Annotated in this window: 23 protein-coding genes; 16 read left to right on the top strand and 7 right to left on the bottom strand. The window is 65.8% G+C overall.

Features of this window, described 5'->3' with window-relative positions; all coding sequences use genetic code 11:
- Positions 1-15 precede the first annotated feature (15 nt).
- Positions 16-981: a LysR family transcriptional regulator gene (locus tag LVJ94_13615; GenBank protein WXB08269.1), complete on the top strand. Its 966-nt coding sequence runs from the start codon at positions 16-18 to the stop codon at positions 979-981.
- Here the strand turns inward: LVJ94_13615 and LVJ94_13610 are convergent.
- Positions 935-2,230: an MFS transporter gene (locus LVJ94_13610; protein WXB08268.1), complete on the bottom strand. Its 1,296-nt coding sequence runs from the start codon at positions 2,228-2,230 to the stop codon at positions 935-937. The two genes, LVJ94_13615 and LVJ94_13610, sit on opposite strands and share 47 nt — an antisense overlap.
- Before the next feature lie 39 nt (positions 2,231-2,269).
- On the opposite strand from LVJ94_13610, the gene LVJ94_13605 reads away from it, so the two are divergent.
- The 8 genes from LVJ94_13605 to mdcH are packed head-to-tail and all read left to right on the top strand — an operon-like array spanning position 2,270 to position 8,727.
- The gene (locus LVJ94_13605; protein ID WXB08267.1) at positions 2,270-2,986 is read left to right on the top strand and encodes a GntR family transcriptional regulator; all 717 of its coding nucleotides are present in this window, start codon (positions 2,270-2,272) and stop codon (positions 2,984-2,986) included.
- Positions 2,983-4,605: a malonate decarboxylase subunit alpha gene (mdcA, locus tag LVJ94_13600; protein WXB08266.1), complete on the top strand. Its 1,623-nt coding sequence runs from the start codon at positions 2,983-2,985 to the stop codon at positions 4,603-4,605. Before LVJ94_13605 ends, mdcA begins: the two co-directional genes overlap by 4 nt.
- A 2-nt stretch (positions 4,606-4,607) precedes the next feature.
- Positions 4,608-5,423, top strand: coding sequence for a triphosphoribosyl-dephospho-CoA synthase (locus LVJ94_13595; protein WXB08265.1), 816 nt, complete (start codon positions 4,608-4,610; stop codon positions 5,421-5,423).
- Positions 5,411-5,707 carry a malonate decarboxylase subunit delta gene (locus tag LVJ94_13590; GenBank protein ID WXB08264.1) on the top strand — a complete coding sequence of 99 codons (297 nt, stop codon included), beginning with the start codon at positions 5,411-5,413 and terminating at the stop codon, positions 5,705-5,707. The genes LVJ94_13595 and LVJ94_13590 overlap by 13 nt, the downstream gene beginning before the upstream one ends.
- Entirely contained in the window at positions 5,704-6,408 is a 705-nt protein-coding gene (locus LVJ94_13585) for a biotin-independent malonate decarboxylase subunit beta (protein WXB08263.1), read from the top strand. Before LVJ94_13590 ends, LVJ94_13585 begins: the two co-directional genes overlap by 4 nt.
- Positions 6,405-7,196 (top strand): biotin-independent malonate decarboxylase subunit gamma, encoded by a 792-nt coding sequence (gene mdcE / locus LVJ94_13580; protein WXB08262.1) that lies wholly within the window; start codon positions 6,405-6,407, stop codon positions 7,194-7,196. Before LVJ94_13585 ends, mdcE begins: the two co-directional genes overlap by 4 nt.
- A complete protein-coding gene (locus LVJ94_13575; protein WXB08261.1) occupies positions 7,184-7,807 on the top strand; it encodes a malonate decarboxylase holo-ACP synthase in 624 nt (207 codons plus the stop codon). The genes mdcE and LVJ94_13575 overlap by 13 nt, the downstream gene beginning before the upstream one ends.
- Positions 7,804-8,727 (top strand): malonate decarboxylase subunit epsilon, encoded by a 924-nt coding sequence (gene mdcH, locus LVJ94_13570; GenBank protein WXB08260.1) that lies wholly within the window; start codon positions 7,804-7,806, stop codon positions 8,725-8,727. The genes LVJ94_13575 and mdcH overlap by 4 nt, the downstream gene beginning before the upstream one ends.
- Here the strand turns inward: mdcH and LVJ94_13565 are convergent.
- Both LVJ94_13565 and zigA read right to left on the bottom strand, forming a co-directional pair.
- Positions 8,709-9,266 carry a cytochrome P460 family protein gene (locus LVJ94_13565; GenBank protein ID WXB08259.1) on the bottom strand — a complete coding sequence of 186 codons (558 nt, stop codon included), beginning with the start codon at positions 9,264-9,266 and terminating at the stop codon, positions 8,709-8,711. The genes mdcH and LVJ94_13565 overlap by 19 nt on opposite strands.
- Positions 9,267-9,299: 33 nt before the next feature.
- Positions 9,300-10,523: a zinc metallochaperone GTPase ZigA gene (zigA, locus tag LVJ94_13560; GenBank protein ID WXB08258.1), complete on the bottom strand. Its 1,224-nt coding sequence runs from the start codon at positions 10,521-10,523 to the stop codon at positions 9,300-9,302.
- A 67-nt stretch (positions 10,524-10,590) separates the two neighbouring features.
- Here zigA and rpmG point away from each other — a divergent pair, with 67 nt between their 5' ends.
- Positions 10,591-10,752, top strand: coding sequence for a 50S ribosomal protein L33 (gene rpmG / locus LVJ94_13555; protein ID WXB08257.1), 162 nt, complete (start codon positions 10,591-10,593; stop codon positions 10,750-10,752).
- On the opposite strand, the gene LVJ94_13550 is transcribed toward rpmG, so the two are convergent.
- Positions 10,685-11,875, bottom strand: coding sequence for an MFS transporter (locus LVJ94_13550; protein ID WXB08256.1), 1,191 nt, complete (start codon positions 11,873-11,875; stop codon positions 10,685-10,687). The genes rpmG and LVJ94_13550 overlap by 68 nt on opposite strands.
- 66 nt (positions 11,876-11,941) lie before the next feature.
- On the opposite strand from LVJ94_13550, the gene LVJ94_13545 reads away from it, so the two are divergent.
- Complete coding sequence (locus tag LVJ94_13545) at positions 11,942-12,856, top strand: LysR family transcriptional regulator (protein WXB08255.1); 915 nt, start codon at positions 11,942-11,944, stop codon at positions 12,854-12,856.
- On the opposite strand, the gene LVJ94_13540 is transcribed toward LVJ94_13545, so the two are convergent.
- The gene (locus LVJ94_13540) at positions 12,841-14,409 is read right to left on the bottom strand and encodes an oligopeptide:H+ symporter (protein WXB08254.1); all 1,569 of its coding nucleotides are present in this window, start codon (positions 14,407-14,409) and stop codon (positions 12,841-12,843) included. The two genes, LVJ94_13545 and LVJ94_13540, sit on opposite strands and share 16 nt — an antisense overlap.
- Here LVJ94_13540 and LVJ94_13535 point away from each other — a divergent pair.
- Together LVJ94_13535 and LVJ94_13530 are read left to right on the top strand one after the other, a co-directional pair.
- Positions 14,408-15,289, top strand: coding sequence for an SDR family oxidoreductase (locus tag LVJ94_13535; GenBank protein WXB08253.1), 882 nt, complete (start codon positions 14,408-14,410; stop codon positions 15,287-15,289). The two genes, LVJ94_13540 and LVJ94_13535, sit on opposite strands and share 2 nt — an antisense overlap.
- A gap of 29 nt (positions 15,290-15,318) precedes the next feature.
- Positions 15,319-15,642 (top strand): L-rhamnose mutarotase, encoded by a 324-nt coding sequence (locus tag LVJ94_13530; GenBank protein WXB08252.1) that lies wholly within the window; start codon positions 15,319-15,321, stop codon positions 15,640-15,642.
- On the opposite strand, the gene LVJ94_13525 is transcribed toward LVJ94_13530, so the two are convergent.
- On the bottom strand, positions 15,622-17,802 hold the full coding sequence (locus tag LVJ94_13525) for a S9 family peptidase (GenBank protein ID WXB08251.1): 2,181 nt from the start codon (positions 17,800-17,802) through the stop codon (positions 15,622-15,624). The two genes, LVJ94_13530 and LVJ94_13525, sit on opposite strands and share 21 nt — an antisense overlap.
- A 44-nt stretch (positions 17,803-17,846) precedes the next feature.
- On the bottom strand, positions 17,847-18,407 hold the full coding sequence (locus tag LVJ94_13520; GenBank protein ID WXB08250.1) for a hypothetical protein: 561 nt from the start codon (positions 18,405-18,407) through the stop codon (positions 17,847-17,849).
- Positions 18,408-18,570: 163 nt separating this feature from the next.
- Between LVJ94_13520 and LVJ94_13515 the strand changes: the two genes are divergently transcribed.
- The 3 genes from LVJ94_13515 to LVJ94_13505 are packed head-to-tail and all read left to right on the top strand — an operon-like array spanning position 18,571 to position 19,674.
- Positions 18,571-18,939, top strand: coding sequence for a hypothetical protein (locus LVJ94_13515; GenBank protein WXB08249.1), 369 nt, complete (start codon positions 18,571-18,573; stop codon positions 18,937-18,939).
- Entirely contained in the window at positions 18,936-19,343 is a 408-nt protein-coding gene (locus LVJ94_13510; GenBank protein ID WXB08248.1) for a hypothetical protein, read from the top strand. The genes LVJ94_13515 and LVJ94_13510 overlap by 4 nt, the downstream gene beginning before the upstream one ends.
- Before the next feature lie 19 nt (positions 19,344-19,362).
- A complete protein-coding gene (locus LVJ94_13505) occupies positions 19,363-19,674 on the top strand; it encodes a TerB family tellurite resistance protein (protein ID WXB08247.1) in 312 nt (103 codons plus the stop codon).

The following is a 19,674-nucleotide window of genomic DNA, read 5'->3' as shown; positions in this document are numbered from 1 at the left end:
ATATGATTGATCACGATGTTCAACCATCGTGATTATGCCAAACTGCGGCAGGTCGATCTCAATTTGCTGGTGGTGTTCGCTGCCGTGTTTCGCGAGCGAAGCGTCAAGCGGGCTGCCAAACGGCTCTTCGTCGGCCAATCTGCGGTGAGCATGGCCCTGGGGCGCCTTCGCCTTCTCTTGGACGATGCCCTTTTCGTCAAGGTGGCCACCGGGGTCGAGCCCACGGCGCGTGCGGTGGCCATCGAGCCGCTGGTGCGGCAGGCCCTCGAGCTGGTGCACGGCGCGGTGTTCGAGGCGAGCGAGTTCGATCCGAAAACCGCCTCGCGCACGGTCCGCCTGGCCCTGGCCGACGATCTCGATGTCTGGCTCCTGCCGCGGCTTCTCGACGACGTGCGCCGCAACGCCCCCGGGATCGTCGTCGTGGTCCAGGCCAGCAACTGGTACACCGGCACGAGCATGGTCGAGCGCGGCGAGGCGAACATCGCCATCGGCGTCTTGCCCAAGCCGGCGCACGCCCTGGTGGCCGAGGAGCTTTACGCACAGCGGTTCGTCTCCATCTTCGATCCGCGCCACGTCGAACGGCCGCTCACCATGAAGCGGTTCCTCGAGGTGCCGCACGTGATGGCCAGCATCACCGGCGACCTCGTGGGCCTGGTCGACGAGGCGCTGCGCACGCAAGGAAAGCAGCGGCGCGTCGTCGCCACGGTTTCCGGCTTCGCATCGATGGCGGCGCTGGTGAAGGGCCGGCCGCTCATCGCGACGGTCCCGCACGTGGCCGCGGCCATTCTGGCGCGCACCTACGGCCTCGCCACGGCCGCGCCCCCCGTTGCCATGGCAACGTATCCGGTGACCATGGTGTGGCACGGCAAAGACGACCGCGAACCGGCCCTGCGCTGGATGCGCGATCGCCTGCGCGGCATCGTCCACGCCGAGGCTAGCTCGGAAGCGTCTTTCCGTGCGTCTCGAGGGCGAAAGGAATGATGAGCAAGCCCAAAACGAAGGCCAGCGATGTGAGCGCCACGGGCGTACCCAGCGATCCCATGTGAAGGACCATGGCCCCCAGGGCGAAGTTGACACCGGCGCCGATGAAGCGCCCCACGGAGGTGCAGAAGGCAAACGCCGTCGCGCGCACCTCGGTCCCATATTGTTCGGGGAGCCATAGGCTGAAGAGGGCGAAGTTGCCGCCAAAGAAGCCGAGCAAGAACAGCAGCGCCACGAAGGGCCAGAGCCCCTGCTCGAGGTGGAAGGCCCACCCGAAGCTCAGTGCGATGGCCGCGGCCATGCCGATGAAGTAGAAGCCGAGGGTCTTTTTCCGCCCGATCCGCTCGGCCATGGGCGGCAGGGAAAGGCAGCCCAGGATCGTCCCGATGGCCAACACGCCGGTGGCGAGCGATGCCGTGCGTGCGGCGTCGGCCTTGTTCATCCCCGCCTTGAGCGCAAGCTGGGTGACGGCGGCCGGCTCGTAGACCGCGCCTGCCCAAAGTCCGATGATGGCGACGGTGAGGAGCGCCGCGTTCACGAGTGTACGGCGCCGGTAGTGGCCGCGGAAAATCTCGGCGAGCGGGCTTTTGCGCGGGGCCTTCTCGCGATCCTTCCATTTCTCCGGCTCCTTCACGCGAAGGAGCACGGCGATGGCCATGACCACGGGCACCGCACCGGTGAGAAACATGGCGCGCCAGCCGAAGTGCGCGCCAATGGTGTAGTTGAGCGTCGCCGCGAGAAAGAAGCCCGCGTAGTAGCCGGTCTGGAGGTAGCCCGCACCCATTTTGCGCCGATCTTCGGGCCATGCTTCTGCAACGTAGGTGCCGGCCAGCGCCCATTCGCCACCGATGCCGATGCCCGCGACGAAGCGGTAAAAGCCGAGCTCCCAAACGGATTGCGCGGTGGCCGAAAGCCCCGTGAAGATGGCAAAGGTGAAGATGGTGCCCGCGAGCACCTTGGTGCGACCGAACCGGTCCGCGAGCGGGCCCCAGATGAACGAGAGGCCCCAGCCCACGAGAAAGAGCGCAAAGAGGATGGAGCCGGCGAGCCCCACGTTGGCCGATGTGGCCGCATAGCCGGATTTGGGCAAGAGCTCGGTCAGCGCCGGGGCGAGCACGAGCGCGTAAATGAACGAGTCCATCCCGTCGAGCGTCCACCCGCCCCAGGCCCCCCAGAACCCCACGATCTGCGACCGATTGAGCGGCGTGCGTTTCTGACCGGCGCTTAAGGCCTGGGCCTGCATGTCCATCTCGACACCTCCGAAGTGAATATTATATATAATGTACACGTGAGCCGGTCCCCTGTTTCGCCCTCGAACGACAAAAAATCACGCAGCGGCCTTCAACGCGTTGCGGCGAAAGATGTACGCACAAGCATCCCGCAGACCATCGCACACGAACTTCGCCGGGCCATCGTCGAAGGGCGGCTCGCCCCCGGAGAGCCCTTGCGGCAAGATGCGCTGGCCAAGCACTTCGAGGTCAGCGCCATTCCGGTGCGGGAGGCTTTGCGCCGGCTGGAGACGGAGGGGTGGATCACGTTTTCGCCCAACAAAGGCGTTCAAGTGAGCCCCATGAGCGCGGACGAGGCCAAAGAGATTTACGAGATCCGCGCGGCGTTGGAGAGCTTGGCCATCGGCCTGGCCATTCCACGCCACACACCGGAGACATTGGCCGCGGCCGCCGCGCTGCTCGAGAAAGCCACGAGCGAGCGGGCCGAGGCACGCTACGTCGCCCACAACGAGCATTTCCACATGAGCCTTTATGCCCCTGCCGAGCGCCCCCATTTGATGGAGATGATCGAGAACCTCCACCGGCGGGGCGAACGCTACTTGCGCCTCAAGTTCGGATTGCCCAGCTACAAGGAGCAATCGGACGACGAGCACGCTGCGCTTTTCAAGGCGTGCCGAAAGGGCAATGTCGCACGCGCTCAGGAGCTGCTCACGAAGCACCTGCTCAGCACTGGCGAGCTGCTCGAGGCCTTTTTACGCGAGCGGAGCGCCCCGTGAGCCGGTGGGCCAAGCGCCGTGCCGACAAGGAACGCCGGCTGACGGCCGTCGGGGGTGCCGGCGAAATTCCGCGCGAACGCATCGTGGAAACGTTGCAAACGTTGATTGCGCCGGGCGATCGCGTGGCCTTGGAGGGGAACAATCAGAAGCAGGCCGACTTTCTGTCGCGCGCCCTGGCCGAGGTCGACCCGTCGCACGTGCACGACGTGCATCTGCTCATCTCGAGCATCGCCCGTCCCGAGCATCTTTCCTTGTTCGAGCGGGGCATCGCGCGCCGGGTGGACTTCTCCTACGCCGGACCGCAGAGCCTCCGCCTGGCGCAAATGGTGGAGGATGGGCAGCTGGAAATCGGAGCCATCCACACGTACGTGGAGCTCTACGCGCGCATGTTCGTCGATCTAACGCCGCAGGTCGCGCTGGTGTGCGCGGAAATGGCGGATACCGAGGGCAACCTGTACACGGGTGCCAACACCGAGGATACGCCCACCATCGTGGAGGCCACGGCCTTCCGGCACGGCATCGTCATCGCGCAGGTCAACGAGCGCGTGGAAAAGCTGCCCCGCGTGGACATTCCCGGTTCGTGGGTCGACTTCATCGTCGTGGCCGACAAGCCCTTCGCCGTCGAGCCCTTGTTCACGCGCGATCCACGGCACATCACCGAGCTGCAGATCCTGATGGCCATGATGGTCATCCGCGGCATTTACGAGCGCTACAAGGTCACCTCGCTCAACCATGGAATCGGGTTCGATACGGCGGCCATCGAGCTTTTGCTCCCCACCTACGGCGAATCGCTGGGGCTGCGCGGGAGCATTTGCACGCATTGGGCGCTCAATCCGCACCCGACGCTCATTCCGGCCATCGAGAGCGGCTGGGTGGAGAGCGTGCACTGCTTCGGCAGCGAAGTCGGCATGGAGGAGTACGTTCGCGCGCGGCCGGACGTCTTCTTCACGGGGCGCGACGGCAGCCTGCGCTCGAACCGTGTGCTGTGCCAGCTCGCCGGGCAATACGGCGTGGACCTCTTCATCGGCTCCACGTTGCAGATGGATGCCGATGCCAACTCGTCGACGGTGACGAGCGGCCGCCTCGCGGGCTTCGGCGGCGCGCCGAACATGGGGCACGATCCGCGCGGGCGTCGGCATGCGAGCCCGGCGTGGCTCCAATTGATCACGGGCGAAGGGCCCATCGTGCGCGGGCGCAAGCTGGTGGTGCAGCTCGCGGAGACGTTCCACAAGGGCGGCGTGCCGGCCTTCGTCGAATCGCTGGATGCCGTCGAGCTCGGGCAAAAGAGCGGCATGCCCATCGCGCCGGTGATGATCTACGGCGACGACGTGAGCCACGTGGTCACCGAAGAGGGCATCGCCTACCTGTACAAATCGGACAGCCAAGAAGAGCGGCGGGCCGCGCTTTCGGCCATTGCGGGTGTCACCGCCGTCGGCCTGCGGGCAGATCCGAAGCGCACCGCGCAGCTGCAGGCACGGGGCCTGGTGGCCTTCCCCGAGGACCTCGGCGTGCGGCGCAGCGATGCGCGGCGCTCGCTGCTCGCCGCGCGCAGCATCGACGACTTGGTCACCTGGTCGGGCGGGCTCTATGCACCGCCCGCGCGCTTTCGGAGCTGGTAGCGATGGAGCCCCTCGCGCGATTCGCGGTGCAGGCACTGATGGACGAGGCGACGCTCACGCCCAAGCCCGCGCTGGTCGATGCGCGAAGCAGCGGCGTGCACCGCGATCTGGATCTGCCGCGCATGCTTCGCTCGGCGGCGTCGCTGCGTCCGACGTTCGACGCGCTGGCGCGCGAAGCCTCGGGGCAGGCGCCGAGTCAACGGCTGCGCGAGCGGCTCGCCCACATCGGGCGGTGCGGCGAGGAGTCCATGCTCGCCGCGACGGGCGGAAGCAATTCGCACCGCGGGGCCATCTGGATCGTGGGCCTTCTCGTCGCAGGCGCGGCGATGCGCGGACCCGCGGCGGGTGCGAATGGAATTGCCGACACGGCCGCCGCGGTGGCGCGCTTTCCCGATCGACTCGCACCGCATCGCAGCTCCAACGGCACCCGGGCCTGCGCGCGCTTCGGCGTGGCGGGGGCGCGCGGCGAGGCCCGCGATGGCTTTCCGCACGCGGTTCGAATCGGCCTGCCGGCCTTGGGCGCGGCGCGCGGGCGGGGCATGCCCGAGGCGAATGCGCGGCTCGATGCGCTGATGGCCATCATGGCGCACATCGATGACACATGCCTTCTGCACCGCGGCGGCCAGCGTGCGCTGGACACCGCGAAAGCAGGCGCACGGCGCGTGCTCGACGGCGGAGGCACCTCGCGGCCCGAAGGTCAACGCGCCCTCCGCGCGCTCGATGCCGAGCTCGTGGCGTTGCAGGCTTCACCCGGTGGGGCGGCGGACATGCTCGCGGCCACACTTTTTCTGGATCGGTGCACCGCATGGAAACATTGACGTTCAAGTACCCCGCGGCGAGCCCCAAAGACGGCGTGCGTGCGCACGTCGGCGTCGTCGGCTCGGGCGATCTCGAGATTCTGTTCGAGCCTTGCGAGAACGACCACTCCGAGGTCACCGTGCTCACCAGCGTCGACGGATACGGCGAGGTGTGGAAGCACGTCCTGGAGCGCTTCTTCGCCCGCTACACTTCCGCGGTGCGCATCGAAATTCACGACTTCGGCGCCACCCCCGGGGTCGTCTTGCTCCGCCTCGAGCAGGCGGCGGAGGCGAGCCGCGCATGATCGCCGAAAGCTTCATCGAGAAACGCGCCCGCGAACGCGTGCGGAGTCTGCTCGACCCCGGCACCTTCCGCGAGCTCTTGGGGCCCTTCGATCGGATCATGTCGCCATGGTTGCCCATGCAACGAATCGTCCCGCAGGCGGACGACGGCGTGGTGATTGCGCGCGGAACGATGGACGGAAAGCCAGTGATGATCGGCGCCATCGAGGGGGCCTTTCAGGGCGGAAGCATCGGCGAGGTCTCGGGCAGCAAGCTCGCCGCCGCCCTCGAGCACACCCTCGTGGAGTGCGAGAACGGCCGCACGACGTACCCCGTCCTTTTGCTCGAGACGGGCGGCGTGCGGCTGCAGGAGGCCAACCTGGGCCTCGCCGTCATTGCGGAGATCCACGCGGCCATTGCCGCGCTGACACCCCGCGTGCCGGTGGTGGGTGTGATCGCGGGGATGGTCGGCTGCTTCGGGGGCATGTCGCTCGCCGCCGGTCTGTGCAGCCACCTGATCATGACGCGGCAAGGGCGGGTGGGGATGAACGGGCCCGAGGTCATCGAGCAGGAGGCGGGCATCGACGAACTCGATGCGGGCAACCCGCGGCTCGTGTGGAGCATTTTCGGCGGCGAGGCGCGGCATCGAGGTCACTTGGTGGACGCGTTGGTGCCGGACGACCTCACCGCGGTGCGCGAGGCCATTCGAGGAGCGTGGTCATGAGGGGCGCGACCTGGTTTACCGCGCTGACCGACGGACAGGCGCCCGAGCAGCGGCACTCCGCGGCGATCTGGGCGGCCGATGCGCCGCTCGGTGACGAGCAGGCACGCTTCATCGCGGTGGTGGCCGATCCGGCGAATCGATTTCCACGTGCGCGCCACGGCGAGGTCGGCATCGAGCAGGCGCGTGCGCTGGCTCTGGAGGTGCACGCGATCATCGGGCAAGCGAAGCGGCCCATCGTGGCCATCGTCGACGTGAGGAGCCAAGCCTATGGCCGCGAGGAAGAAGTCCTCGGGCTGCATCGCGCGTGCGCCAGCGCCGTGGCCGCCTACGCGGAGGCGCGCAGGGCAGGCCACCCAGTCATCGCGCTGATCGTGGGGCGCGCCATGTCCGGGGCCTTTCTCGCGCACGGCTACCAGGCGAACCGCATCCTCGCCTTGGACGATCCCGAGGTGCTCGTGCACGCGATGAGCAAAGAGGCGGCGGCCCGCGTCACACGCCGCACGGTGAAGGAGCTCGAGACCTTGGGCGAGGAAGTGCTCCCCATGTCGTATTCGATTCGCGCCTACGAAAAGCTGGGCCTCTTGCACGCGCTCCTCGGCGGTGTGAACGCCGACGCTCCGTCGAACGCGGACGTGGTGCGCGTCAAAGACGAGCTCGTGCGGGCCGTCCATGACGCCCGAATGAGCCCCGCCGATTTGAGCAGCCGCCTCGCCTCCCCCCAAGCGCGTCGAACGCGGGCAGCGTCCCTCGAAGTGCGCCGCCTCATGGCCCTGCAATGGAACGGGTAGCCACCGTCCACGATCTGCTCCGCATCGAGGGCGATCTCGGCGGCGAGGTGCCCGCATGGGTCGCGGCGTCCCTTCGTCGGGCGCCATGGGTCGTGGTGCGCCGCGGGGCATCACCCCCCTCGCACATCGCCGTAGGCATTCGCGGAACCTCACGCGATCAACGCTTCGCGGCCTTCGTCCCTGCGGAGCGCGTTCTCGAGCGCATCACCCCCGAGCACCTCGCCGCGTGCCGCACCTGGCGCACGAGCCACCGCCTTGGACGCGTCCCGGCGCTGTCGACGCTGGAGGCCATCGCGCCGGTGCTCGACGACACCGGCCTGCGCTGGGGCCCCGCCGGAAGCGTGGGGTTCGAACTCGCCAGCGGCGTCGACACCGCACGCGAGGGCAGCGATCTGGATCTCGTGGTGCGCGCGCAGGTGCCCATCCCGCGATCGCAGGCGCGCGCCCTCGTCGCCTACCTCGCGCGACAGCCCGTCGCCGTCGACGTGCGCATCGAGACACCGGCCGGCGCCATCGCGCTCCTCGAGCTTGCGTCCTCCACGGCAAGCCTCCTACTCCGCACCTCCACGGAGGGTGCCCGCCTCGTCGCCGACCCGTGGCAGGCACCATGAGCATCGCTTTTCTCTTTCCGGGACAGGGCGCGCAGAGCCCCGGGTTCTTGCACGCGCTTCCGCCGCACCCCGCCATCACCGCCACCCTCGAGGAAGCATGCCATGCGCTGAATGCATCGCTCGACGAACTCGATGCAACCGACGCATTGCACTCGACGGTCACCGTGCAACTCGCCACGCTGGTGGCCGGCGTCGCCGGAGCCCGTGCCTTGGCGGCGGAAGGAGCCCTCCCCTTCGCGGTGGCCGGGCTCTCGATTGGAAGCTATGCCGCGGCCGTCATGTGCGGGGCCCTCGCGTTCAGCGATGCCCTCCACCTCGCCCATCTGCGTGCATACTGCATGGAACGAACCTACCCGCGCGGCTACGGCATGGCCGCGATCACCGGCCTCACCGAGCGGCACGTTGCCCGCCTGATTCAGCCCATCGACGATGTCTACCTCGCCAACATCAATGCCCCCACGCAGCTCGTCGTTGCCGGCACGGATGCCGCCCTCGACGCTGCAATGGCCGCCGCACGAAAGGCCGGTGCACGCACCCTTCGCCGCCTCGACATCGCCGTCCCTTCGCATTGCATCCTGCAGCAAGATGCCGGTGCGCAGCTCACGCAGGCCTTCGACGCGGTGACGCTCGCACCACCGCGCATCCCCTACATCGGAAATCGGGGTGGGCGCGCACTCCGCACCGTCGATGCCATTCGCGACGATCTGGCGACGAACCTCGCCCATCCCGTGCGCTGGCACGACGCCACCTGCGTGCTCCATGAATTGGGCGCACGCGTCTTTCTCGAGTTACCCCCCGGGCACGCCCTCGCCGACCTTGCACGCGAAGCGTTCCCCGATGCGCGCGCCTTGGCCATGGAGAATCAATCCCCCGAGGCCCTCGCCCGCATTCTCACCGAGCCTCAGGGCACGGGCGTGTAAACCTGATCGCGGCCACCCGGCGTCGGTGTGTGGGCCGCATCCGCGCCGGCCGCGGCATGACAGCCCACGCAAACGCTTTTTGCGCTGCCGCTATTGCCCAAACCATCGGCCGAAATCTGATCCCCCGGAAGCCGCTCGTACCAATACCAATTGGCACCGCCCGCGCTGTCCGCACTCGTCTTCAAGTAAACGGCATATCCACTTGGGCTCGTGCTGGTGGCGCTGTCGTAAAGCTCTTTCACGGCGGCAGCACCTTCTGGCCAATTGCCCGTTCCCGTGGCATTCGCGGAAATGGCATCGTTCGAACAAATGCGGTTGTACCCATGCGGTGAAGGGCTTCGCGACGGGTGAATGGCGCTCTCGCAGTGCCACGATTTGTAGGCACCGGTCTGCAACCATGATTCCACGCTCGAACCGCCGGTGGCGGGTCGCTGCGCCGTTCCTGGGGTGGAGTAGGGAGAACCTTTGTCGTCGTCCGAGCTGCACCCGAACGCTTGAGCGGCCGCGGCAAGGACCATGAGGCAAGGCAACACTTTCATAAGAGCCCACTACGCCGCAGCCCCCGATCGGTTTCACGAAGCCGATGACGAATCTTCTTCTTCTTCCTCCGCACCCCAAGCGGGAAACGGATCGGGCAATCGACTCCATGCGTCGGTGCCCGCGGCCATCTCGGCATCGGTGAGCAGACACGACTGCAAACCCGCACGCAGGTCCGCCTCGTCCATATCCATGCCAATGAGCACGAGTTCCTGCCGGCGGTCGCCGTAGGGTAGCGCCCAATCGGCGCGAATCTCGGCCAGCGCCTCGGGGGCGGTCGGCCAATCCGACTCCGGGGAGGCCGCCCACCAGAAGCCCGCTCGGCCGGTTTGGCACGCCGCACCGGCTTGCGACCAGGAGCCCACCTCGTTCATGCGAGTGGCCAGCCAGAAAAAGCCCTTGGACCGGAGCACGCCTTCCCATTCGGTGCAGAGAAAATCGTGCAGGCGCTGCGGATGAAACGGCCGGCGCGCGCGAAAGACGAAGCTCGCGATGCCGTATTCCTCGGTCTCGGGCGTGTGGATGCCCGCCATCTCCTTGGCCCACCCCGCCGACGACGCGGCCTTCGCCTCGTCGAAGAGCCCCGTGTGGAGCACCTCGCGCAACGGCACCCGGCCGTGGGCCGCCCGCACGATGCGCGCATCGGGGTTCAGGTGGTGCAAAATAGCTTCGAGCCGCGCCACGTCCTCGGCCGGCACGAGATCCGTCTTGGTGATGACCAGCACGCTCGCGAACTCCACCTGATCGACGAGCAGGTCGCCGAGGCTCCGCGCATCGTCCTCCGAGAGCGCCATGCCGCGCGTCTGCAGGTCGTCCTCCGAGACGTACTCGGAGAGAAAGTTCACCGCGTCGACCACCGTCACCATGGTGTCGAGCTTCGCGATGTCCGACAGGGAGAAGCCCGCCTCGTCGCGGAACGAAAACGTCGCGGCCACGGGCATGGGCTCGGAAATGCCGGTGGATTCGATGAGCAGGCTGTCGAATCGCCCTTCCTTGGCCAGGCGCCCCACTTCGATCAAAAGGTCTTCGCGCAGGGTGCAGCAGATGCAGCCGTTGGACATCTCCACCAGCTTTTCCTGGGTGCGATCGAGCGAGGAGCCGCCCATTTTGACGAGCTGGGCGTCGATGTTCACCTCGCTCATGTCGTTGACGATGACGGCCACGCGGCGGCCCTCGCGCTGGGTGAGGACGTGGTTCAACAGGGTGGTCTTGCCGGCGCCCAAGAATCCCGAGAGCACCGTAACGGGCAGTCGTTCCATGGGCCGCCATTCAGTCATAAATGTAACTGTGTTGCAAATACTATTTGAGTACTGTTACATCACCATCATGCGCGACACCATCCAGCTCGTCTCCACCGCCGGCACGGGCTACAGCTACGTGACCACGAAGAACAAGCGAACCATGCAGGGCAAGCTCGAGATCAAGAAGTACGATCCGGTTGCTCGGAAACACGTGCTGTTCGTGGAAAAGAAAATCTCGAAGGGCTGAGGGTCAAGACCACGGCCAAGCCCGAGGCTGCGGCGCCCGCGACGAAGGCCGCGCCGTAGCCCATGGCCCGCACCAAGCCGCCCGAAAGCGGGACCAACAGACCGATGGCCACGTCGAAGAAGGCCACGTAGGCGCCGAGCACGACACCGCGGTTCGCGGGCGGTGCGTGCCGCACGGCTTCCACGCCGAGCGACGGAAAGACCAGCGAGAAGCCAAATCCGGTGAGCGTGGCACCGGCCATGGCGCCCGCGGGGCTGCTCGCCTGCGCGAGCAAGAGCTGTCCGACGATCTCGACGGCCAGCGAGACCACGGCCACACGCGCGCCGCCGAAGCGATCGGGAAAGGTGCCAAAGAAGAGGCGCGCCACGATGTACGCGGCGCCGAAGGCGGTGAGGGCCGCGGCGGATCCCGACCAGCCGTGCGCCTGGTAGTAGAGCGGCCCGAAGGCGGCGAGGGTCCCGAAGCCGAGCGTCGCCAGGGTGAGGCCCGCGCCCTGGCGCCAGACCACGCCGAGGACGCGATGAAACGGCGCGCGCGCGGCGCCCGTGGGCTTCACCTCGGGGATGGCGCGCATCACCGCGATGCCCAGAAGCGGCGCTACCATGGCGGCCAGCGAGACGCCGGCGAAACCGTAAGCCTTCGCAATGGCGGCCCCCACCGGCGCGCCGACGGCGAGCGCTCCGTACATGGAGATGCCCACCCACGCCATGGCACGGCCGGCGCGTTCGCGTCCGACCAAGGCCACGGCCCACGAGAGCACGCCCGTGGTGGCGAGGCTTTCTCCCAGGCCGAGAATGGCACGCCCCAAGAGGAGCACGTCGAGGCTCGCCGCCGGCGAATGGGCAGCAAACGGAATCGAGACGAGGTACACGCCACAGGCCAGCGCGCATACGAGCACCCCGGCGAACACCGCCCTGCGCGGCCCGCGCACATCGACCATCGTCCCCGCCATGTGACGGGTCGCCAAGGTCGAGACGGATTGAACGCCGATGGTGAGCGCTACGAGCAAGGCGTCGAAACCGAGCGCGTGATGAACGTGCCCGGGGAGCACGGGCAAGGGCAGGCCAATGGTGGCATAGCAAAGGAAGAGAACCGTGCAGAGAGGCAGCAAAAGTCGCGTCATGGCATGAAATGTAAAGAGCGAATCACATGCATCCAGTGCACTGAAAGCACGATATAAATGCGTTCCATGCACTCCATCGATGCGAACCTGCTTCTCGCGCTCGACGCCCTTTTGCGCGAGGGAAGCGTCCTCGGTGCCGCGCGGCGGATGAACCTCAGTCCACCGGCGATGAGCCGCACCCTCGCCCGCCTGCGCGAGGCCACGGGGGATGCGCTCTTCGTCCGCGCTGGCCATCGCATGGTGCCCACGCCCCGCGCCCTCGCGTTGCGCGAACGCGTGCGCGCGGCCGCCGATGAAGTGCAGAGCATTTTGCGGCCCGACGAGCCGCTCGATCTCACGAAGCTCGATCGGGCGTTCACCATCCGTGCGAACGACTACCTCTCCGTGGCGGTCGGCGACGCCTTCGATGCCATCGCCGGCAAGGAGGCGCCCCGTGTCCGCGTCGCCATCATCCCCGAGGGCCCCGGCGCGGAGGACGATGCACCGCTGCGCGCGGGGGAGCTCGATCTCGACATCGGCGTGCAAAGCGGGTTCGGACCCGAGATGCGCATCCAGACTTTGTACCGCGATCAGGTGGTCGCCATCGTGCGCGCCGACCATCGCCTCACGCGCAAGCGCCTCACGCCCGAGCGCTTCGCCACCGCCGCGGGCCACATCGGCATCTCACGACGCGGCAAAGCGAAAGGCCCCATCGATGCCATCCTCGCCGATCTGGGCCTTCAGCGTCGGGTCGAGCGCGTCTTTCCCTCGTACCTCGCCGCGGCCTGGGCGGCGGCGAACAGCGATCGCATCGCCATCGCCCCGGATCGCCTCGCTCAGCGCATCGCGCCCGTGCTCGGCCTTCGCATCCTCGCCATCCCCTTCCCGCTCGACCCCATCACCATCGCCCAGAGCTGGCACCCACGCTTCGACGGCGATCCGGCGCACACGTGGCTGCGCCACGCCATGCGCCGCGCCTTCGAGGCTCACGCCTTGCGGTAGTGATTCACCACGCGGTAGCCGTACGCGTACCAACCGAAGGCCGCCGCCGCCACCAGCGCAAAGCCCGCGAAGAAGAACATCTGGAAGGCGGTGACGCTGATACCGGTGCTCGCGATCTTCGCGGTGACGGCCTCGCTTTTGACACTGGCGTTGACCAAAAGCACCCAGAGATTGCCCACCGTGTTCGAGAGGAGCCAGAACGCCATGATGACCCCTTTCATGGACACGGGCGCCTGGCTGTAGGCAAACTCGTTCCCTGTCGCGGACACCAGCACTTCGCCGAAGGTGAGCAAGGCGTAAGGCAAGATCTGCCACGTGATCGAGAGCACCTCGCCCCGATCCATCACGAGCTGCATCGAGCCGACGACGATCCAAGCCAGCCCGGTAAAGGCGATGCCCGTGGTCATGCGGCGCAGCGCCGTGGGTTCGATCCCGAAACGCCGCAGCAGCGGAAACAGGACCGCGTTGTTGAAGGGGATGAGCGTCATCACCAGCGCGGGGTTCAGCGCCTGCATCTGCGCGGGCTGGAACCAATCGGGCGTGGACATCTTGTTCGCCTGGAGGATCCACGTGGAGGCCTTTTGATCGAAGAGCGACCAAAACGGCGTCACCAACGCGAAGACGACCAGAACGCGCAGAACCGCACGCACGCCCTCGCATACTTCCGCGGAGTGCTTCGATTTGGCCCGATCGAGCTGCATCCACGTGCCCACCCCGCCAAACGCGAGGAGCAGCACCAACGCCAGGCAGAACGCGGCAACGAAACCGATCTTCGGCAGCAGCAGAAACGACCCCAGCGCCAACACCGCGCCCACGGTGGCCAAGGCGAGCCCCGGACGCGACTGCCCCGGCTCGCGCGCGAGCAGTGCCGTGCGCACGACGTTGAGAAAGGAGTCCGGCTTCGGAGGCGAAGGCGGGATGATCACGTACCGCTTGCGACCACTCCAATAGATGAACGTCGCGACGAACATCAAGATACCGGGGATGCCGAAGGCCACCGACGGACCGTATTTGCGCAGAAAAATGGGCATCAAGAGCGACGCGAAGAACGAGCCGAAGTTGATGATCCAATAGAACGCGTCGAATACGACTTTCGCCAGATGGGCATTGCTCTTATCGAACTGGTCGCCCACGAACGACGTGATGAGCGGCTTGATGCCGCCCGAGCCCAGCGCAATCAGGAACAGCCCGGCGTAAAAGCCATAGCGATTGTTGTCGAACGCCGCGAGGCACGCGTGCCCGGCGCAATAGATCAGACTGAACCAGAGGGTCGTGTTGTACTTCCCGAAGAACCGGTCGGCCAGCCAGCCTCCGAGCAACGGAAAGAAGTACACGCCGATGACGAAGGAGTGAAACACCTCCTTGGCCATGGATCCCCGCTCCGACTCCGGCAGGTACAGCAGAAGACTGCCGACCAGAAAGGGCGTGAGGATGTTGCGCATCCCGTAGAAGCTGAATCGCTCGCACCCCTCGTTGGAGATGATGAACGGGATCTGCCGCGGCATCCGTGCAGGTGCGGCGGGCGTCACGGCGGCTTCACTGATGGCAGTCATGCAGGGTAGACTCTATGCCATGGCCGAACTCGCGGACAAAGTGGTACTGGTCACCGGGGCCAACTCCGGCATCGGGCTGGAAGCTTCGGTCAAGCTCGCGCGCATGGGTGCCCGGCTGGTGATGGTCGGGCGCAGCCGCCCGAAGCTCGACGCGGCCGTCGCGGAAGTGACGCAGCGCGCAGGCTCCCGGCAGGTGACGTCGATGCGATGCGATTTTTCGTCGCAGGCTGCGATCCGCGAGCTCGCGGAGGAGTTTCGTCGGTCGCACACGCGGCTCGACGTGCTCGTGAACAACGCCGGCTCGGTGAGCGATCGGCGGCAGGTAACGGTGGACGGCTTGGAGCAGACCTTCGCGGTGAACCACCTCGGGTACTTCCTGCTGACCAACCTATTGCTCGATCTGCTCAAGGCGGCCGCCCCCGCGCGCATCGTGAACGTCTCCAGCGATGGCCACCGCGGGGCCGATCTCGACTTCGACGATCTGCAGCTCGAAAAGGGATACCAAATCATGCGCGCGTACCGGCGCTCCAAGCTGGGCAACGTGCTCTTCACGCGCGAGCTGGCCAAGAAGCTCGCGGGCACCGGGATCACCGTCAACAGCCTGCACCCGGGCGAGGTGGCCACCAACATTTGGAGCCACGCCCCGTGGTTCGCAAAGCCCGTTCTGGCGGTGGCCAAGCGCTTCATGATCACCCCCGAGCAAGGAGGCGACACCATCGTGTACCTCGCGACGAGCCCCGAGGTGGAGGGCAAGAACGGCGGCTACTACGAGAAAAATCGCCTGGTCGAGCCGGCTCCGCTGGGCCGAGACGATGCGCTGGCCGAGAAACTGTGGCGGGTGAGCACCTCCCTCTGCGCCGGGGCCGGCGAGATCGTTTGAAAATCGGTTGGGTGGTGTAGCCTCGGAGCATGCAAATCATCGCGCTTCACACGAGACTTCGCCCCGGAAAAGAAGAGGAGTACGACAAAATCCACGCCGAGATCCCCGACGATCTCGACATCGCCCTGCGCGCCGCGGGCGTGTACGGATGGCGCATCTGGCGCAGCGGGCGCGAGCTCTTTCATCTCGTGGAGTGCGACGACTACACGCGCATGCGCGCGTACCTGCGCGAGCACCCGGCCAACGTGCCCTGGCAGGCACGCATGGCCGAGTTGCTCGAAGTCTCCGACGACTACTCCGGCAAGGACCCGGAGGTAAAATTGGTCTGGGAGCTACCGGAGCTGACCAAGTAGAAACGCGTAGTCGAACGCGGCATCTCGGAGCTTGTCGTAGCGCCCCGATTGCCCGCCGTGACCAGCTGGGTCCATGTTGATCTTGAAGAGCAACGGATTCTTCCCCGTGCTGGTCGCGCGCAGCTTGGCAACGTACTTGGCAGGCTCCCAATACATGACTTGGCTGTCGTTGTACGACGTGCGCACGAGCATCGTCGGGTAATTCTTCGGCGCCACGTTGTCGTAAGGGCTATACGTCATCATGTAATCGTATTGCTCTTTGATCTTGGGATTTCCCCATTCTTCGAATTCGCCCACGGTCAAAGGTAGCGACTCGTCCAGCATCGTATTGATGACGTCCACGAACGGCACGTGGGCGATGACCGCTTTGAAGAGCTCCGGCCGCAAGTTGGTGACCGCGCCCATGAGCAGCCCGCCCGCGCTTCCCCCCTCGATGGCCAGCTTGTTCTTGTCCACCCACCCTTCCTTCATCAGGTACTCCGCCGAATCGATGAAGTCGGTGAACGTGTTCATCTTGGCCATCATGCGGCCTTGATCGTGCCACTTCTTCCCGAGATCGCCGCCACCACGGATGTGCGCCACGGCGATGGCCACGCCCCGGTCGACCAGGGAGAAGCGGTTCGAGTTGAACCTCAAAGGATACGGATAGCCGTACGAGCCGTAGGCGTTGAGGAGCATGGGATGCGAGCCATCCGGCTTCCAACCCTTCTTGTAGAGCACCGAGATGGGCACCTTGGCGCCATCACGCGCGGTGGCGTAGAGGCGTTCGCTCTCGTAGTTCGACGGATCGTAGCCGCCCAGCACCTCGGTGCGTTTGAGCAGTTTTTTCTCGTGCGTGGCCACGTCGTAGTCGAACACCGATGGCGGCGTGATGTACGACTCGTAACCAAAGCGATAGAGCTTGCTCCCGAACTCCGGATTCTCCTCGCGTCGAATCGCGTACACGCGCTCCGGCATGTCGACCCGCTCCGTTTGCCCGGCGTGCGCCGCGTCGGTGTGCACGATGCGAATCACGGGCGATGCGTCCTGCCGCTCGTGGAGCACGTAGTGGTCGGAGAAAACGCCGATGTCCTCGAGCATCACGTCCTCGCGGTGCGGGAGCACCTCCTTCCACTTGCTGCGGGCCGGATCGCTCACCTTCGCGGTGACGAGGCGGAAATTTCGTCCACCGGAATTGGTGCGAATGTAAAAGAGCCCGCCGCCGTGGTCGACGTAATACTCGTGCCCTTGCTCCCTCGGAGCCAGAACCACAGGCGCCGCCTTCGGCTTGGCCGCGGGGACGATGCGCGCCTCGGTCGTGGTCTTGCTCTCCGAGCTGACGAAGATCCACTCCTTGCTCCGCGAACGCGTCACGTCGAGGGTGAATCGCTCGTCCTTCTCCTCGTACACCCGTTCGTCTTTGGAAGCGTCTTGCCCGAGCACGTGGCGATGAAGCTGATTGGGCCGCTTCGTGGTCGCGTCCTCGGTGACGTACAAGATCGTCTTGTTGTCCTTGGCCCAGGCCATGCTGTCGACGCGCGGGATGCGCTCGGACGATTGTTTCCCGGTCTTCAGGTCTTTGACGTGCAAAACGAATTGGCGATACCCCGTGGTATCCAAGCCATAGGCGAGTTGGTTTCCGTCGTCCGAGACTTCGAAGAACCCCAGTCCGACGTACTTTTCGCTTTTCCCAATTTCGTTCAAATCGAGAAGCACCGTTTCGGCGCCGTCGCCCGTAGCTTTCTTGCGGCAGTGAATGAGGTACTGTTTCCCCGCCTCGGTGCGCGTGTAATAAAGATAATCACCTCGCTTGACCGGCACCGAGAGATCGGTCTCTTTGACGCGCGCGAGCATCTCTTTGTAGAGCTGCTCCTGCAGGCCCTCGGTGGAGTGCATCATGTCGCGCGTATAGGTATTTTCGGCGGCGAGGTAGCCCAGCACCTCGGGTGAATCCTTCTTGCGGAGCCAGAAATAGTCGTCCGAGCGCTCCTGCCCATGAAGGCTCTCGGTATGTTTGACTTTCGCGGCCACCGGCGGCACCGGCTCCGTTTTCGCCGGCGCGGGCGGTGTCGCGGCCGCCGAAGCCGCGGGCTGCGCGGCTTGCTTGGCCTGTGGGCTGGACGCGGTTTCCGAACCGCACGCGAATAGAATGCACGGAAGGACGAAAAGAAGACGCTTCATGGGATTTTCCCACGGATAGCCCCTTCTGGTTCACCTTTCCAGAATTATAAGGAGCAGGTCGCCGAGCAATTGCGCTGGAGGCATTGCGCCAACTTGGTGACGTCGGCCTGGCCGCGGGGGTGGGCCGTGTAGCACCCGTAAATGCATCCGTTGTCGCCCTTCTGGCACTTGCTTTGGACGCACTCGACGATGGCGTTGCACTCGGGATTGGCGCGGCACGTCTCCGCCGGCTCGCAGCAATATTCGGCGAGGCAGGGATCGCATGCGGGATCGCCCGAGGTCGCCGTACAGGTTGGGCCAGGATCGCCCGCATCGATGGGCACCGGATCGGTACCGCTGTCGCGGGTTCCCGCGTCGCGACCGCCAGCGTCGGGTTTGCCGGCGTCGGATTTGCCGCCATCGGAACGCGATACGGGACCCGTGTCGGCCCCGCCATCGTTCATGGGGTTGCCGGGGTTTCCGCCGTCAGAAGCTCCGCCGTCGTTGCCCGGGTTGTCGAGTCCTTGTTGGTCGCCGTTGGTTTCGGTGCTTGAGCAGCCCGCGATCAAGACGAAAGCGCAGGCGATGCCGGCAACGATGCGCAGGGTGGTACGGCCCGTCATCATCGTTCCGATGCCTTGTTGTCGGACGGGGTCGCCAAGGTGTTTCGCGAACACGAGACGATGAGCCACATCGTGGCAGTCTGGTTCCGCCACCGCGCCCCCATTTGCAGCCCATTTGCGCCTCCACCTGCCAGGGGGCACGCGCCCTGCAGCTCCGCGCATTGCCATGAACCTTCCCCGCCCCGGGCTGTTCGGCGCGCTCGCATTTTTTGCGGCCTTGGCACCGTTCACGCTCACGCAATGCACCGTGCACACGACGCCCGAGCCTGCATATACCACCGTCTATGGCGCCGAAGTCTATTCCCAGCCCTATGTCGTTTATGAGGGACGGCCCAATTACTATGTTCACGATCATTGGGTTTACTCGACGCCGCAGGGATGGAGGACGTACCGCACTCCGCCACCCGCGCTCGAACGCCAGCGCCCGTACGTGCAGCAGGCGCCGCCCGCGTACCGTCAGCCGGCGCCGCCACCCGCATACCGTCAGCCGGCCTATCCCGCGGGGCGAACACCGAGGGCGGTGCGGGTGCCATGATGCGCGCGCCTTGGGCACTGGCTCTCGCAGCGCTCGCGTTGGCGTGCACATCGTGCATCGTTCATACGGACGACGACGATGACCATTACGGAAGGGACACGGGCAGCGTGACCCTTCGATGGACGATCAACGGCGCCGCCGATCCCGCGCAATGCCAATTGTCCGCGTCGGCGCGGATCTTCATCACGGTGTTGGCCGGCCCGTCCCCGCTCGATTATCGGCAAGACTGCACGGCCCTCGGTACGGCCATCGAGCTACCGCCCGGCACGTATTCGGGCGACGTTCACCTCGAAGATGCCGCGGGCCAACCCCGAACCACCGACATCCGCCTCGTTCCTTTCGATATCGTCGAAGGCTCCACCCTGAACATCCCCATCGATTTTCCGGCGGACTCTTTCTATTAAGACCACTAGACTCGTGGCGATGGACGTACGAATCGCCAAGTGTCTGCTCCTCACCAAGGTTCTCGTCGCCGACGGCATCATGACCGAGAACGAACGCGAGCTGCTCGAGAGCACGATGGAGCGGCATGGTCTTTCGCCCGAGGAAAAGCGCAGCGTCTTCGACTTGGAAGGGTGGGACGCCGCCGAGGCAGTCGTGGCCGAGCTGCCCGAGGACGAGAAGCGGCAACTGGTCGATCAACTCATCGACGCCGCCTCGGTCGATGGGCGCCTGTCTCCACTGGAGGCCGCCACGTTGAAGAGCATCACGGGCGCTCTCGGACTAGATTCCTGA

The sequence above is a fragment of the Sorangiineae bacterium MSr11367 genome (assembly GCA_037157805.1).
GTDB classification, from domain to species: Bacteria; Myxococcota_A; Polyangia; order Polyangiales; family Polyangiaceae; genus Pendulispora; species Pendulispora rubella.
The sequence above is the reverse complement of the archived record's forward strand: the minus strand, read 5'-3'. Positions and strand labels throughout refer to the sequence as shown.

Bases quoted from the DNA above. Each gene is read 5' to 3' on its own strand.
- LVJ94_13615 (WXB08269.1), top strand. From the start codon at position 16: ATGTTCAACCATCGTGATTATGCCAAACTGCGGCAGGTCGATCTCAAT.
- LVJ94_13610 (WXB08268.1), bottom strand. From the start codon at position 2,230: ATGGACATGCAGGCCCAGGCCTTAAGCGCCGGTCAGAAACGCACGCCG.
- LVJ94_13595 (WXB08265.1), top strand. From the start codon at position 4,608: ATGGAGCCCCTCGCGCGATTCGCGGTGCAGGCACTGATGGACGAGGCG.
- LVJ94_13590 (WXB08264.1), top strand. From the start codon at position 5,411: ATGGAAACATTGACGTTCAAGTACCCCGCGGCGAGCCCCAAAGACGGC.
- LVJ94_13585 (WXB08263.1), top strand. From the start codon at position 5,704: ATGATCGCCGAAAGCTTCATCGAGAAACGCGCCCGCGAACGCGTGCGG.
- mdcE (WXB08262.1), top strand. From the start codon at position 6,405: ATGAGGGGCGCGACCTGGTTTACCGCGCTGACCGACGGACAGGCGCCC.
- LVJ94_13575 (WXB08261.1), top strand. From the start codon at position 7,184: ATGGAACGGGTAGCCACCGTCCACGATCTGCTCCGCATCGAGGGCGAT.
- mdcH (WXB08260.1), top strand. From the start codon at position 7,804: ATGAGCATCGCTTTTCTCTTTCCGGGACAGGGCGCGCAGAGCCCCGGG.
- LVJ94_13565 (WXB08259.1), bottom strand. From the start codon at position 9,266: ATGAAAGTGTTGCCTTGCCTCATGGTCCTTGCCGCGGCCGCTCAAGCG.
- zigA (WXB08258.1), bottom strand. From the start codon at position 10,523: ATGGAACGACTGCCCGTTACGGTGCTCTCGGGATTCTTGGGCGCCGGC.
- rpmG (WXB08257.1), top strand. From the start codon at position 10,591: ATGCGCGACACCATCCAGCTCGTCTCCACCGCCGGCACGGGCTACAGC.
- LVJ94_13550 (WXB08256.1), bottom strand. From the start codon at position 11,875: ATGACGCGACTTTTGCTGCCTCTCTGCACGGTTCTCTTCCTTTGCTAT.
- LVJ94_13545 (WXB08255.1), top strand. From the start codon at position 11,942: ATGCACTCCATCGATGCGAACCTGCTTCTCGCGCTCGACGCCCTTTTG.
- LVJ94_13535 (WXB08253.1), top strand. From the start codon at position 14,408: ATGCAGGGTAGACTCTATGCCATGGCCGAACTCGCGGACAAAGTGGTA.
- LVJ94_13540 (WXB08254.1), bottom strand. From the start codon at position 14,409: ATGACTGCCATCAGTGAAGCCGCCGTGACGCCCGCCGCACCTGCACGG.
- LVJ94_13530 (WXB08252.1), top strand. From the start codon at position 15,319: ATGCAAATCATCGCGCTTCACACGAGACTTCGCCCCGGAAAAGAAGAG.
- LVJ94_13525 (WXB08251.1), bottom strand. From the start codon at position 17,802: ATGAAGCGTCTTCTTTTCGTCCTTCCGTGCATTCTATTCGCGTGCGGT.
- LVJ94_13520 (WXB08250.1), bottom strand. From the start codon at position 18,407: ATGATGACGGGCCGTACCACCCTGCGCATCGTTGCCGGCATCGCCTGC.
- LVJ94_13515 (WXB08249.1), top strand. From the start codon at position 18,571: ATGAACCTTCCCCGCCCCGGGCTGTTCGGCGCGCTCGCATTTTTTGCG.
- LVJ94_13510 (WXB08248.1), top strand. From the start codon at position 18,936: ATGATGCGCGCGCCTTGGGCACTGGCTCTCGCAGCGCTCGCGTTGGCG.
- LVJ94_13505 (WXB08247.1), top strand. From the start codon at position 19,363: ATGGACGTACGAATCGCCAAGTGTCTGCTCCTCACCAAGGTTCTCGTC.